This window comes from Anaerobacillus alkalilacustris (assembly GCF_001866005.1).
GTDB classification, from domain to species: domain Bacteria; phylum Bacillota; class Bacilli; order Bacillales; family Anaerobacillaceae; genus Anaerobacillus; species Anaerobacillus alkalilacustris.
On record NZ_MLQR01000004.1, the window covers coordinates 100,624 to 115,607 of the forward strand.

Below are 14,984 nucleotides of genomic sequence, written 5' to 3' on the forward strand. Positions count from 1 at the left end.
CATGTATTAAAATAACGTAACGTTACTAATATTTACTTGTAACCTTAAACTCTAGCACATGCTATACTTAAATAGTAATTGAAATGTGTGATATTGTCGTAGAGTTGGGGGTTGTAATGATGGATAACGATAACAATCATATTAAGCTATTAAAAGATAAAGTAACTGATTACAAGAGATTTGCTTTTATTTTGTTAGCATTAACTACTTTTATGTTTGTTGGATTACTGGTTCCTAACGAAGATGCAACTCAAATTCAACATATTTTGCTAATAGGATTAAGTATATGTGCAATTTTATGTGCTGCGTTATTTCATAGAAAAGCAATGAAATTTCAAGAACAGTTATACAGTGATGAACAATAAACTCTACCCAATAAAGGGAGAGTTTTTTTCTTGGATGTTACAACTAAATCATTGTGTTAGTTGTAACATCTAAGAAAAAAATAATATATAACTATCTAAAAATATTTATGGTAAAATATGATAATAACAGCTTAATCATTTGAAAAAAGGGAGGAAGTGCTTTATGAAATTAAAAGTATTAACACCAATTTTTGCTGAGTCAGCTAGTAAGTTAGTAAATGTAGCTAGTAAGTATGAAAGTACAATCCTAATTAAAAAGGATCATTGGGTCGTTGATGCAAAGAGTTTATTAGGCTTGCTAGCCCTTGCTCTGCAACCTGGTCAAATCGTAGAGTTGAGTATGGAAGATGAAGAGGAACTTGTAACAGTACTTACTGATTTGAAACTTTTTGAAAAAGTGGAATAAATAAAAAAAAGGTGTTAAAACTCTTTAATTAGAGTTTTAACACCTTTTTTTTACAGTATCAGAATTTATAAATTTCTAACTTTGAAACTGTCTAGCTCCAGGCGCCATCGGCTCGATCACTTCAGTCAAGCTACTGACTTCAATAACTACTTGAATAACGTCTCTGAATAGCTTCATGCAGCTTTGCTCCTGCGGTTACTCGTCGCACAAAAAACAATTGCTCCTGCGGTTACTCGTCGCACAAAACACTGGTTCGAGGAAGCTTACTTCGAAGCAGTGCTTCAAGACGCAGAAGCACGTAAGAAGCCAGTGAGCGGCTTCTGTCAAATGCCGCCCCAGTGAAGCTACTACTTGGATTACTACGAAGCGGCTTTGCGACGAGCAAACGGAGTGGCACATGAGCAGCTGCTCATGACTAGGCGCTTGCGCTTTTCTTGTGATAAATATTCTTTTGTTAGAAAATCGTAATTTTACTAGGTGTGAACATTTATCAAAAATTTATAAAAATACTTGATATTATATACATGAAAAGAATATAATGACATTGAAAATTATTATCAATGATTGGAGGTAGGAATGACATGGTTTATCTTTTGATCAGTTTAACAATAGTCGTATATTTTCTCATTGTCATCCGTATTTTTCATGGGATTAATGATGAAAAAACCATTTCTATCGTTTCCAAGGTCAAGAATTTTTTTAAAGCAAATAGTATGAATACGTTTAAAACGAATATAAAATAGGTAAGCTGAATAATAGCTTACCTATTTTTTTGTTATTGTAAAAGTTACAACATTAGGATGAACGAGGATGTAAAACAAATTCTTGATAGGTCATTTTTCTTGTGAATAACATAAAATGTTGGTACGATAACTTTAGAATCATTATTTTCTAATGGTTAAATTTTTTTAGAGGTGAAAAAATGAAAATTACAGATGAAGCTAAGTCATTCATTCAAGGAATTCTTGATGAAAACAATGCAAAAGGGATTAAAGTAATTTTTGCAGGAATGGGCTGAGGTGGCCCTAAATTAGGACTGTCTCTGGATGAGGCAGCAGATGAGGACATTATTGAAACAATTAATGGAATTCAAGTTGCATTTGAAAAAAGTGTATTGGAACAAACGAAAGTATTAACCTTAGATTTCCAACAAACACCAGAAGGTTCTGGATTAGTTATGGTTGGAGTTAATGATTGTTGTTAAAAATAAAGCTAACCTCATGTGGGTTAGCTTTTTTTACAGTATCAGAATTTATAAGTTTCTAACTTGGAAACTGTCTAGCGCAAGCAGCCTACGAGCTCGGTCACTTCAGTCAAGTTTCTGACTTCAATGACTTTTGGATTCCTTCTTTGAAGATACTTCATGCTACTTTGCTCCTGCGATTACTCGTCGCACGGAAAACAATTGCTCCTGCGATTACTCGTCGCACGGAAAACAATTGCTCTTGAGCGAACGGAGTGGCACAGGAGCAGCTGCTCGTGACCAAGGCGCCTCGCGCTTTTCTTAGTTGTTATTTAAATAATCAACTACATAATACAAAATTTATCAAAATCACGATCTGATTGTATCAAAAACTAAAACTGGTATCCATGTTTTACAAAGTGGAAGGAAAGAAGAGCTCCATTTTCAACAAGGTGGGCCTTATTATGCTAGGTATGATCAAAGATGGATGATAAATGGGAAATATGATACTTTAGATTTAGATATTAATGACAAATACATCCGATATGGAAATTTCCCTGAGGCGTTTAGAAGGATAGAAGCAGCAATGAATCCCCATGAAGGTACGTTTATTGTAGTAAATGCTAAGACAGTTTTGAATTTATAGCAAGCTACTCCAAATCAATTAGGTGGTGCAGCTCATTGGTCCCTTTACAAACAAGAATCTTTAGTACCGTTACTATTTATAGGGACAAAATAAAACCTAAGTATCATCGGTTGGTTGATATAAAAGAATGGCTATTCAAATTATTGATGAAGAATTAGCTTTTTGATTAATGGAGAAATATATGGTAAATTAATACGAAATTATTAATAATGTTATTCGTAAACCATTGAGATTATGTTTATCCCATATCGAATGGTAGTTTTACTTCTAACCCAACTATCTTCTCTAATTTTCTTAAGTTTTGATGTTGGATAGTAGCCGTACCTTAGGCTAGGATAGAATATTATGAAGCGAACGTTTAGAAATTAGCCAATTATTAGGAGGTTTTATACATGAGTGTACATATCGGTGCAAATGAAAATGAAATAGCTGAATCAATGTTATTACCAGGAGATCCGTTACGAGCTAAATTTATTGCTGAGAAATTCCTTGAGAACCCAAAGTGCTACAATGAAGTACGTGGTATGCTTGGCTACACAGGTACTTATAAAGGAAAACGTGTTTCTGTTCAAGGGACGGGTATGGGCATCCCTTCAATTTCAATTTATGCTCAAGAATTAATGCAAAGCTATGGAGTGAAAAATTTAATTCGGGTAGGAACATGTGGCGCAATTCAAGAAGATGTAAAGGTAAGAGATTTAATTATTGCTATGAGTGCCTCTACTGACTCAGCGGTAAATAAAATTCGTTTTAAAGGAATTGATTTTGCACCTACTGCAAATTTTGATTTATTAAAAACGGCTTATGATATTGCAGTGCAGAGAAACAAACAAGTTAACGTTGGTAGTGTATTTACAAGCGATACTTTTTACAACGAAGACAAAGAAGCTGTCCAAAATTGGGCTAAACATGGGATTTTAGCGCTTGAGATGGAAACAGCTGCCTTATATACACTCGCTGCAAAGTTTGGAGTAAAAGCACTTTCTATTTTGACAGTAAGTGACCATGTATTAACTGGGGAAGAAACGTCTGCAGAAGAACGTCAAAAAACATTTGGTGAAATGGTAGAAATCGCATTAGACACAGCTATTCAATTTTAATACGTTCAAAACGAAGGGTCTTTATGTAGGATACCTTCGTTTTTTTATTTTAAAGCTTAAAAGAAAATTTTTAGTCCGATACTTAATAGGCCAACAGCTGATACATATAGCCATAATTTTAGCTTCCAAATTTTCTTTTCAAGTAATTCTTTTGTAACTAAGTTTTCTTTTCTTATTGTATCTTGAATAAGTACGATAATTTTTTCTTCTTTTGGAAGAGAATCAATGGATCGATTAATCATATTTTCTATTTTTTCAAAAGTAGGAATTTTACCGAATTGCTTTTGGCGATCTTCTAATATGGCAATTTTTGTCTTAATCTCATTAATATCATCATATAGTTCTTTCGGTTCATTTGACAAATTTATCATCCTCTCCAAAAAGTCATATGTCTTCCATACAATATTTTATGCGCTGTAAGTTAATAAGAAACGGATATGTGTCATGAATTTAACGTTCGTTTCATTATTTCTAGTAAAGAATTTTCTTAAGTAAATGATAGAAACATGATTTTATTATGAGAGTGGTTTAGGGATGGAAAGAGGTCAACTGTTGTACAAGTAAATAATTTCTCCCACTCCTAAGGTGCAGATGAAGGAAAACACCCACGGATGGAAGTCCAGCTTTATTAAATAAAAATAGTTCTTTTTTATTAGTACAGACACATACAAGCTCACGACAACATAAATATAGAATAAATGCATTTGGAGGTGAGCTAATGTCTAGTATTATTGCAGCGCTCGGCTATTTCTTCAAAGAATTTATCTTTTTTGTTTCTTTTGTAAAAAACAATGCATTCCCACAGCCATTAAAAGAGGAAGAAGAACAAAAGTATCTAAAGCTTATGGCAGAAGGTGATGAAATAGCAAGAAATCGACTGATTGAGCATAACCTTCGACTCGTAGCACATATAGTTAAAAAATTTGAGAATACACGTGAAGATAACGAGGATTTAATTTCTATCGGTACGATTGGATTAATGAAAGCAATTGATAGCTATTCAACTGGAAAAGGAACAAAATTGGCCACGTATGCTGCACGATGTATTGAAAATGAAATACTAATGCATCTACGTGCTTTGAAGAAAGTAAAAAAAGACGTTTCTCTTCATGATCCAATTGGAACTGATAAGGAAGGCAATGAAATTACTTTAATTGACGTCCTGCAGGCAGATACTGCAGATGTTGTTGATACAATTCAGTTAAAGATGGAAAAAAAGCAAGTATACGACTACATCCATATTTTAGATGACAGGGAGAAGGAAGTCATTATTGGTCGATTTGGTCTTGACATGAAAAAGGAACGAACGCAAAGAGAAATTGCAAAAGATTTAGGCATTTCACGTAGTTATGTGTCACGGATTGAAAAAAGAGCATTAATGAAACTGTTTCATGAGTTTTATAAGCAAAGTCAAAAAGGTCGGAAAAAATAAAAACTTTTAAAAAGAAGGTACTTCAAATTATACATTTTGAGGCACCTTCTTTTTATTGTGTTGAAAAATCAGCGTAATTTTTTCAAAAGTATTTTTGCATTCTAATAAAATGCAACTAGTTTGATAAGGGAAAAGTATAATTTGGCGGTGAGGAATTGAGTCGAAAAAATAAACCGAAAATTGGAATTACAAGTTCTATAGAAAAAAATAATAATAATAACCCGTGCGTTCATGATCCAAACATGGTGCAATTGTTTAAAGACTTTATCAGCAAGTGTAGTTCGATTCAATAATTTAGTACGTTATAAAGGTGTGACTGTATGAATACTAAGACGAAAAAGAGAAAGTACGTTCGGTATGTAAGTTATGGTTCAAATTTAAGTCGAGATAGATTTTTATGTTACATAAAAGGGGGACAACCTAAAGGTTCAGAAAAAATAGAAGTAGGATGTCTCGATAAATCCCTGCCAATAAAAGAAGAAACATATATAATAAATCACCCTTTGTATTTCGCAAAAGAATCAATTCGTTGGCAAGATCAAGGAGTTGCTTTTATTGGGTTAACTAAAGATGAGAAGTACAAAACATATAGTAGAAAATATTTAATAACGCTTGAGCAATTTTTAGATGTAGTTAAACAAGAAAATAATGGTGCTACCTTTTCGATTAAATTAGAGGAAGTAATGCAAAGCGGTTCAAAAACCTTCCGAGAATCGTGGTATGGAACTATTTTATATTTAGGTGGTGACGATGAGGGTATTCCAATATTCACCTTTACTTCTGGTTGGGATTTAGATGTTCCTTTCAATAAACCGTCAAAAGAATAATATTTAAGCATAATTATTGAGGGGTTAAAAAAGAATGTTTTATTAGAGGATATGGAAATTGTTAATTATTTATTTTCAAAACAAGGTGTAGAGGGTAATTATAATAAGGTTGATATTGAAAATCTAATTAAAAGTTCTCTGAAATTCTTGTAAAGTATAAATTCATTCCTTGCTAGAAACAAATGGTTAAAGAAAATAGAAATTCACCAATATATAAAGTATATTATATAATAGACTTTATATAAACGAAATTTCATAGACACAAAGCAGTATAGACAAGCTTTTGGTGAAATTTTAGGGGGGGACTTTCAATGCTTAGTGTACGAATAATTTCTATTTTTCGTGAGTTATTAGCCGCTGAAGAACCGATAACAGGTGATTATTTAGCCAATATTATTCAAGTTACATCACGAACAATTAGAAATGATATGAAAGAATTAGACATGTTATTATCTAAACATGGTTCCTCAATAAAATCGGAACGAGGGAAAGGCTATGTTTTAGAAGTACATGATGATAAGCTTTTTCGGAAAATGCTTCAAGAAATGTTTCAAAATGAACAGATAGAACCTGACTTTGTACCAATTTCTCCAGAAGACCGTGTTCAGTTTCTTATAAAGCAACTGCTTCTAAAAGATGATTTTATGAAACTCGAAGATTTGGCTGATGAACTATTTATTAGTAAATCGACACTGCAGAATGATTTACAAGAAGTAAAGAAAATTCTTAAAAAATATGATTTGATTTTGGAGTCGCGACCGAATTATGGATTTAGGTTAAAAGGGAATGAATTAAAAAGGCGATTTTGTATGTCTGAATATTTATTTGATAGAAGTGAATCGGAAATTGATGCAATTAATTCAAAAATTTCAATTATTCCAAATGAAGATATGTTGTCGATCAAATCCATAATCATTAATCATATTAATATGCACGAAATAGAGTTATCCGATATCGGGATAAATAATTTAATTATTCATATTGCAATAGCTTGTAGACGAATAAGAAATGGCAATCACGTGTCGCTTATTCCAGACGAGTTAAAAGAAATAGTTAATAAAAAAGAATATGAAGTTGCCAAGGAAATAGTAGGTGAAATCGAAAAGAGTTTAAATGTTGTATTCCCTGAAACAGAGACTGCATATATAGCTATTCATTTACTAGGAACTAAAATGGTTGTAGAAGAAAAAATAAGTCAAAAAGAAATTAAGTCATTAATGGATGATGAAATATATAAATTAGTCGAGAAAGTACTAGATGCAGTAGAAGAACAGCTAAGGCTAGGTATTAAAGAGGATAAAGAACTTATAGTAGGGTTATGTATTCATTTAAAACCTGCAATAAACCGTTTTCGTTATGGAATGAACTTACGTAACCCAATGATAAATGCGATAAAATCTTATTATCCAGTAGCCTTTCAAGCAGGTGTGGTTGCAGGAATGGTGTTGAAAAAAGAAATAGGAATTTCCATTCATGAAAATGAGATTGGTTATATTGCTCTTCATTTAGGTGGAGCATTAGAAAGAAAAAAAATGACAATTCGTCCAAAGCGATGTATTGTCGTATGTGCTTCTGGAATTGGAAGTGCAAAGTTATTAAATTATAAACTTCAATCTAGATTTGGTTCAAAAATAGAGATATTAGGTACGACGGAATATTATAAGCTTAAACAAATGTCATTACATTCTCTAGACTTTATTGTTAGTACGATCCCAATTTCAGAACCTTTATCAATTCCTGTTATTGAAGTTAATACGATATTGGGTGGACAAGATCTTGAAAAAGTTGAAGTTATGCTAACTGACGCTGTGGATGATACGTTTGAATATACAAGAGAAGAATTAGTGTTTCTTCAACAAAAGTTTGAAACAAGAGATGAAGTGATTAACTTTTTAGGAGAAAAACTATACCAATTGAACCTTGTAGGTGAGGGTTATTTAGATGCGGTCTACGAGAGAGAAGCGGTCTCACCCACATGCTTTGGAAATCTTGTAGCAATTCCTCATCCTATAACATCCCAAACAAACTCTACATTTTGGGCTGTATGCACATTGCAAAAACCAGTTATGTGGGCAGATAAACCTGTACAATTTGTTTGTTTATTAAATGTTGAGAAGAACAACAAATCTGATTTACAAAAAATGTATAATATATTAGGAAGTGTTGTTGATAGTAAACAATTAGTTCAGCAGTTATTAAAATGTAAAACGTATCAAGAGTTTATAAACATATTTATTCAAAAAAAATAATTGATCCAAAAAGCTTGTTAATGATCTCTTCTATTAACAAGCTTTTTCTTATTTAACCAGAATTTATAAATTTCTAACTTGGACACTGTCTAGCTCCAGGCGCCATCGGCTCGATCACTTCAGTCAAGCTACTGACTTCAATAACTACTTGAATAACGTCTCTGAATAGCTTCATGCAGCAAGGCTTCGAGGAAGCCTACTTCGAAGCCTTGCTGTAAGACGCAGTAGCACGCGAAGCCAAAGAGCGGCTTCTGTCAAAGGCCGCCCCAGTGAAGCTACTACTTGGATTACTACGAATCGGCTTTGCTCCTGCGGTTACTCGTCGCACGGAAAACAATTGCTCGTGTGCCACTCCGCTTGCGCTTTTCTTGTCACTCAAGTTGGAAAGCCGTTTATAAAAATGGGTTAGCTATAATTTTATTATTACTAGCATAAACCGCGATGAAAACGCTTCAAATGATTTCCGTTGATTAACGGAAAAAGGTTATGTTTAAATGAAAGCGCTTTTGAATTAAGATGTACTTAAGCAAGGGAAACACAAAAGGAGTTAAAAAAACAGGAAAGTTACTTAGACAAATTTTAACAAAAATAAACTACTTAATATTTTATCTAGGAGGAATTTAGAATGAATATTTTATTATGTTGTGCAGCGGGAATGTCTACAAGTTTATTAGTTACAAAAATGGAGAAAGTGGCGGCTGAACAAGGGTTAGAGACAAAAATTTGGGCAGTAAGTGCAGATACAGTACCAAACGAAATTGATAAAGCAGATGTATTATTATTAGGACCACAAGTTCGTTACCTATTAAACCAAATGAAAAAATATGAAACTGAGAAAAATATTCCAGTTGATGTTATTAACCCAGTTCATTATGGAACTTGTAATGGGGCAGAAGTTATAAAATCAGTACAACAACTTTTAACAAAATAAATAATAAAAAATCTCCTTGGTATAGGTTGCAGCCTACCAAGGAGAAATAAAAAAACAGAAAAAACGTTAAAGTAATTTTAAAGAAATTACTAGAAATTGTCAAATGACAATCAAATAGGAGTTGAACTAAATGAGTAAAGTAAATACATTTTTAGAAAATAAAGTTATGCCAGTAGCAGGTAAGGTAGCAGGTCAACGTCACTTAAACGCCTTACGTGATGGAATTATATTAACAATGCCACTTATCATTGTCGGATCGCTGTTCCTAATTTTAGCGTTCTTACCAATCCCAGGTTATGCTGACTTTATGGCTGGAGTTTTCGGAGATCAGTGGATGTCAAAATTACTTTATCCTGTTGGAGTAACGTTTGACATTATGGCGTTAATTGCTTGCTTCGGTATCGCTTATCGACTTGCTGAAAGATATGGAATTGATGCTCTTTCCTCAGGGGCGATTGCCATTTCATCGTTCTTATTAGCAACACCATTTCAAATTTCATTTACACCAGAAGGTGCAGCTGAAGCTGTTCAAGTAGGTGGAGGTATTCCGTTAGCACTAATGGGAAGCCAAGGTTTATTCGTAGGGATGCTTATAGCTATATTTTCAACAGAAATTTATCGTTATATTGTATCAAAAGATATCGTTATTAAAATGCCAGATGGTGTACCGCCAGCAGTAGCAAAATCATTCGTCGCGTTAATTCCAGGATTTGTTGTAATTTCATCAATTTGGATATTGAGAATTTTTGTAGAGATGATATCATTCGGAAGTATTCACGCACTTGTAACACAAATCGTAGGTGCACCACTTACTCTAGTAGGTGGAAGTTTAATTGGTAACTTATTCGTCGTATTCTTCGCAATGCTATTATGGAGTGTTGGATTACACGGAATGAACATTGTAAGTGGTGTAATGGCGCCAATTTGGATGGGTGCTATGGATGAAAACCGTATTGCGTTCCAAGCAGGTGAAGAATTACCAAACATCTTTACAACACAATTTATTGAAATGATGAACGTTGGTGGAAGTGGAGCTACCTTTGCCTTAGTAATCATGATGCTTTTATGGGCACGAAGCCAGCAGATCAAGCAATTAGGAAGGTTAGCAGCGGGACCAGGTGCATTTAATATTAACGAGCCGATTATTTTCGGTATGCCGATCGTAATGAACCCGCTATTAATTATTCCATTTATTATAACGCCGTTAGTAACAGTAATAGTAACATATTTTGCAATGTCGTTAGGTATTGTTGCGAAGCCAGCCGGTATCGCCGTTCCATGGACAACACCACCGATTTTACACGGATATTTAATCACAGGTGGAAATATCTCAGGAGCAATTATGCAAGCAGTTAACATTTTAATTGCCTTTGCGATTTGGTTCCCATTCTTCAAGATTTTTGATAAGCAAAAAGTAAGAGAAGAAGGTGGAGTTTCAACACCTGATGAAAAAAAAGTAGGTTAACATAATAGTAAATTAATAGAAATCTAAAATAGTAACATCCAGTGTGGGAAAGTTATCCACACTGGGGATAATAAAAAAATATTAACGACACAAAAAGATATAGATTGGAGAGGAAATATTATGATAAATGAAGAGTTGATTTTTCAATTAATACTACACGCAGGTAATGGGAAAAGTTCGGCTATGGAAGCTTTAGCTGCAGCGAAGCAAGGTGAGTTTGTAGAAGCAAGAGAAAAATTAAAACAAGCAGGGCAAGAGTTAAATGAAGCTCATCATATACAAACATCTCTTATTCAAGGTGAAATAAGAGGAGAAAAAACAGAAATTTCATTGTTAATGATTCATGCACAAGACCACTTAATGAATGCGATCACTGTAAAAGATTTAGCAGCAGAAATTATTGACTTAAATGAGCTTGTGAAATCTAATGGGGGTGTAAGATCTTGAGTAATACAAAAGGATTAAAAATCGCAACAATTGGTGGGGGCTCTAGCTACACACCAGAACTAGTAGAAGGTTTTATTAAACGTTATGATGAACTACCAATTCGTGAGCTTTGGTTAGTAGATATTGAAGCTGGTAAAGAGAAAATGGAGATTGTTGGGAACTTAGCGAAACGTATGATTGAAAAAGCAGGTTTACCAATTGACGTACATTTGACATTAGATCGTCGTGCCGCGTTAAAAGATGCTGACTTCGTTACAACACAATTCCGTGTCGGCTTATTAGAAGCACGGGCAAAAGATGAAAGAATTCCTTTAAAATATGGCGTTCTTGGTCAAGAAACAAATGGTCCTGGTGGATTATTTAAAGGGTTACGTACAATCCCTGTTATTTTAGATATTTGTAAAGATATCGAAGAGTTATGCCCAAATGCATGGTTGATTAATTTTACAAACCCTGCTGGTATGGTAACTGAAGCTGTTCTTCGTTACTCAAATATTAAAAAAGTTGTAGGTTTATGTAACGTACCTATCGGAATTGAAATGGGAATTGCGAAACTGTTAGATGTTGATCATTCTCGCATCCGTATTGATTTCGCTGGATTAAACCATATGGTTTACGGATTAGATGTATATGTTGATGGCGTAAGTGTGAAAGATGAAGTCATTGAAAAGTTAACAGATCCTGCTAACAGCAGTTTCGTTAAAAATATTGAAGGGATTGGTTGGGAGCCAGAATTCATTAAAGCACTTGGCGTACTAACTTGCCCTTACCATATGTACTATTACAAAACGAGACAAATGCTTGAAAAAGACATGAAAAACGCTGATGGCGAAGGAACTCGTGCTGAAGTTGTGCAAAAATTAGAGAAAGAATTATTCGAACTTTACAAAGATCCGAATTTAGCTATTAAACCACCTCAACTTGAAAAGCGTGGTGGAGCTTACTATTCTGATGCAGCTGTACGTTTAATTACGTCAATTTATACGGACAAACGTGACATTCAACCGGTTAACACGATTAACAACGGCGCGATTGCTAGTATTCCTGCAGATTCTGCAGTTGAAGTTAGCTGTGTCATCACAAAAGACGGTCCAAAACCTATTTCCATGGGTGACCTTCCAGTTCCAGTTCGCGGACTTGTTCAACAGATTAAATCATTTGAGCGTATTGGAGCAGAAGCTGCAGTAACTGGAGACTACAACAAAGCCGTTTTAGCAATGACAATTAATCCACTTAGCCCATCTGATACGATTTCAAAACAAATCGTCGATGAAATGATGGAAGCTCACAAAGAGCATTTACCACAATTCTTTAAAAAAATTGAAGCTTAAAAAAATGGTTCTAGTGAAAATTCACTAGAACCATTTTTTTAAGTTGATAAGAAGACCTCACATTGTACCTAGCACAGTTAACTCGAATTGAAAAGATCAGATTCTAGCCAAAAAGGTCTAAGAGCTGAATGCAGTGTATTTGTTTATTTCTAAGGATAAAATTAACTACACCTTTCTCTTCAGTAAGAATGCATAAGGCATAAATTTCAATTCGATAGCATGGCGTCCTACCCAAGGCCATCGTCTATTCAACGCGACTCAAGCTACCGAGCTTAACTTTCTACATGAAATACATCTCTGAATAACTTCCAGCTGCTTTATCCTGGGATTACCCGTCCCAAAAAATGTTTTGAGGAAGTGAACGTCGACCTATGCTAAAAGACCAACAGAATATTGTAAGCGTAATCAACCTTTTCCGTTACCTAAAGGAAAAAAGTTAAGTTTATATGAAAGCGCTTTTACTGTAAGATGTAATTAAGCAACAGGAAACAAAAATGAAAGAAAAAACATGTATGGTTTGAAAATATATTCTACATAATTTTCATTCTCTAAGTTGAAAGTTGCTTGCTAATTATTTTTTATGAAATTATTTATATAACTATTACTTAGGAGGAATTTAGAATGAATATTTTATTATGTTGTGCAGCAGGAATGTCTACGAGTTTACTAGTTACAAAAATGGAAAAAGCAGCGGCTGAACAAGGTTTAGAAACAAAAATTTGGGCAGTAAGCGCAGATACTGTACCAAACGAAATTGATAAAGCAGATATATTATTGTTGGGGCCTCAAGTTCGTTACCTTTTAAACCAAATGAAAAAATATGAAACTGAGAAAAACATTCCAGTTGATGTTATTAACCCAGTTCATTATGGAACTTGTAACGGTGCGGAAGTAATAAAATCAGTACAACAACTTTTAGCAAAATAAATAAAAAAGACTCCTTGGTGTAGGCGGCAACCTTAACCCAAGGAGTTCCAAATCTAAGAACAAGATTTTAGCGTAATTATATCATAATTTTTATTAAATACCAATACAAAATGGTAGGAGTTGAACTAAATGAGTAAAGTAAATACATTTTTAGAAAATAAAGTTATGCCAGTAGCAGGTAAGGTAGCAGGTCAACGTCACTTAAACGCCTTACGTGATGGAATTATATTAACAATGCCACTTATCATTGTCGGATCGCTGTTCCTAATTTTAGCGTTCTTACCAATCCCAGGTTATGCTGACTTTATGGCTGGAGTTTTCGGAGATCAGTGGATGTCAAAATTACTTTATCCTGTTGGAGTAACGTTTGACATTATGGCGTTAATTGCTTGCTTCGGTATCGCTTATCGACTTGCTGAAAGATATGGAATTGATGCTCTTTCCTCAGGGGCGATTGCCATTTCATCGTTCTTATTAGCAACACCATTTCAAATTTTATTTACACCAGAAGGTGCAGCTGAAGCTGTTCAAGTAGGTGGAGGTATTCCGTTAGCACTAATGGGAAGCCAAGGTTTATTCGTAGGGATGCTTATAGCTATATTTTCAACAGAAATTTATCGTTATATTGTATCAAAAGATATCGTTATTAAAATGCCAGATGGTGTACCGCCAGCAGTAGCAAAATCATTCGTCGCGTTAATTCCAGGATTTGTTGTAATTTCATCAATTTGGATATTGAGAATTTTTGTAGAGATGACATCATTCGGAAGTATTCACGCACTTGTAACACAAATCGTAGGTGCACCACTTACTCTAGTAGGTGGAAGTTTAATTGGTAACTTATTCGGCGTATTCTTCGCAATGCTATTATGGAGTGTTGGATTACACGGAATGAACATTGTAAGTGGTGTAATGGCGCCAATTTGGATGGGTGCTATGGATGAAAACCGTATTGCGTTCCAAGCAGGTGAAGAATTACCAAACATCTTTACAACACAATTTATTGAAATGATGAACGTTGGTGGAAGTGGAGCTACCTTTGCCTTAGTAATCATGATGCTTTTATGGGCACGAAGCCAGCAGATCAAGCAATTAGGAAGGTTAGCAGCGGGACCAGGTGCATTTAATATTAACGAGCCGATTATTTTCGGTATGCCGATCGTAATGAACCCGCTATTAATTATTCCATTTATTATAACGCCGTTAGTAACAGTAATAGTAACATATTTTGCAATGTCGTTAGGTATTGTTGCGAAGCCAGCCGGTATCGCCGTTCCATGGACAACACCACCGATTTTACACGGATATTTAATCACAGGTGGAAATATCTCAGGAGCAATTATGCAAGCAGTTAACATTTTAATTGCCTTTGCGATTTGGTTCCCATTCTTCAAGATTTTTGATAAGCAAAAAGTAAGAGAAGAAGGTGGAGTTTCAACACCTGATGAAACGAAAGTAGGTTAAGCTTTCAATTATGGTTCTAGTGAAGTGTACTAGAACCATATTTTTTTACATGTTAGGAATACACTAACTGAGTAAATTAGCTGAAAAATGTTGCTTTTCCACCTAATTATGATTTCGGTTTTATTAAAATCAAAAATCGCGAAACGTCATGTAACACTACTGAAACAAATGACTATTTACGTTATTATATACATTGTTCATGTAGTATATA

At 34.2% G+C, this 14,984-nt stretch carries 15 protein-coding genes; 14 read left to right on the forward strand and 1 reads right to left on the reverse strand.

The window, feature by feature from the left end:
* Positions 1 to 116: 116 nt before the first annotated feature.
* From BKP37_RS05150 to deoD, 5 genes are all read left to right on the forward strand, one after another.
* Positions 117 to 365: a YrhC family protein gene (locus BKP37_RS05150; protein ID WP_169823081.1), complete on the forward strand. Its 249-nt coding sequence runs from the start codon at positions 117 to 119 to the stop codon at positions 363 to 365.
* A 163-nt stretch (positions 366 to 528) separates the two neighbouring features.
* Positions 529 to 771 (forward strand): HPr family phosphocarrier protein, encoded by a 243-nt coding sequence (locus tag BKP37_RS05155; protein WP_071308615.1) that lies wholly within the window; start codon positions 529 to 531, stop codon positions 769 to 771.
* 581 nt (positions 772 to 1,352) lie between these two features.
* Positions 1,353 to 1,514, forward strand: a complete 162-nt coding sequence (locus BKP37_RS19910) for a hypothetical protein (RefSeq protein ID WP_169823082.1) — start codon at positions 1,353 to 1,355, stop codon at positions 1,512 to 1,514.
* 179 nt (positions 1,515 to 1,693) lie between these two features.
* Positions 1,694 to 1,975, forward strand: coding sequence for a HesB-like (seleno)protein (locus BKP37_RS20850; RefSeq protein ID WP_342707762.1), 282 nt, complete (start codon positions 1,694 to 1,696; stop codon positions 1,973 to 1,975).
* A 1,017-nt stretch (positions 1,976 to 2,992) separates the two neighbouring features.
* Complete coding sequence (gene deoD, locus BKP37_RS05160; RefSeq protein WP_071308616.1) at positions 2,993 to 3,700, forward strand: purine-nucleoside phosphorylase; 708 nt, start codon at positions 2,993 to 2,995, stop codon at positions 3,698 to 3,700.
* A gap of 56 nt (positions 3,701 to 3,756) precedes the next feature.
* Here deoD and BKP37_RS05165 read toward each other — a convergent pair whose 3' ends face one another.
* Positions 3,757 to 4,062 carry a hypothetical protein gene (locus tag BKP37_RS05165; protein ID WP_071308617.1) on the reverse strand — a complete coding sequence of 102 codons (306 nt, stop codon included), beginning with the start codon at positions 4,060 to 4,062 and terminating at the stop codon, positions 3,757 to 3,759.
* Positions 4,063 to 4,418: 356 nt separating this feature from the next.
* Here BKP37_RS05165 and sigK point away from each other — a divergent pair, with 356 nt between their 5' ends.
* From sigK to celB (BKP37_RS05210), 9 genes are all read left to right on the forward strand, one after another.
* Positions 4,419 to 5,132, forward strand: coding sequence for an RNA polymerase sporulation sigma factor SigK (gene sigK, locus BKP37_RS05170; protein ID WP_071308618.1), 714 nt, complete (start codon positions 4,419 to 4,421; stop codon positions 5,130 to 5,132).
* A 320-nt stretch (positions 5,133 to 5,452) separates the two neighbouring features.
* Positions 5,453 to 5,959 (forward strand): hypothetical protein, encoded by a 507-nt coding sequence (locus BKP37_RS05175; protein ID WP_245712448.1) that lies wholly within the window; start codon positions 5,453 to 5,455, stop codon positions 5,957 to 5,959.
* A gap of 311 nt (positions 5,960 to 6,270) precedes the next feature.
* The gene (locus BKP37_RS05180) at positions 6,271 to 8,208 is read left to right on the forward strand and encodes a BglG family transcription antiterminator (RefSeq protein WP_071308619.1); all 1,938 of its coding nucleotides are present in this window, start codon (positions 6,271 to 6,273) and stop codon (positions 8,206 to 8,208) included.
* A gap of 625 nt (positions 8,209 to 8,833) precedes the next feature.
* On the forward strand, positions 8,834 to 9,139 hold the full coding sequence (locus BKP37_RS05185) for a PTS sugar transporter subunit IIB (protein ID WP_071308620.1): 306 nt from the start codon (positions 8,834 to 8,836) through the stop codon (positions 9,137 to 9,139).
* Between the two features lie 130 nt (positions 9,140 to 9,269).
* The gene (gene celB, locus BKP37_RS05190) at positions 9,270 to 10,604 is read left to right on the forward strand and encodes a PTS cellobiose transporter subunit IIC (protein ID WP_071308621.1); all 1,335 of its coding nucleotides are present in this window, start codon (positions 9,270 to 9,272) and stop codon (positions 10,602 to 10,604) included.
* Positions 10,605 to 10,724: 120 nt separating this feature from the next.
* The gene (locus tag BKP37_RS05195; RefSeq protein ID WP_071308622.1) at positions 10,725 to 11,051 is read left to right on the forward strand and encodes a PTS sugar transporter subunit IIA; all 327 of its coding nucleotides are present in this window, start codon (positions 10,725 to 10,727) and stop codon (positions 11,049 to 11,051) included.
* Positions 11,048 to 12,382 carry a 6-phospho-beta-glucosidase gene (locus tag BKP37_RS05200; protein ID WP_071308623.1) on the forward strand — a complete coding sequence of 445 codons (1,335 nt, stop codon included), beginning with the start codon at positions 11,048 to 11,050 and terminating at the stop codon, positions 12,380 to 12,382. The genes BKP37_RS05195 and BKP37_RS05200 overlap by 4 nt, the downstream gene beginning before the upstream one ends.
* A gap of 621 nt (positions 12,383 to 13,003) precedes the next feature.
* The gene (locus BKP37_RS05205) at positions 13,004 to 13,309 is read left to right on the forward strand and encodes a PTS sugar transporter subunit IIB (protein ID WP_071308624.1); all 306 of its coding nucleotides are present in this window, start codon (positions 13,004 to 13,006) and stop codon (positions 13,307 to 13,309) included.
* Between the two features lie 129 nt (positions 13,310 to 13,438).
* Positions 13,439 to 14,773, forward strand: a complete 1,335-nt coding sequence (gene celB / locus BKP37_RS05210) for a PTS cellobiose transporter subunit IIC (protein ID WP_071308625.1) — start codon at positions 13,439 to 13,441, stop codon at positions 14,771 to 14,773.
* Positions 14,774 to 14,984: the final 211 nt, after the last annotated feature.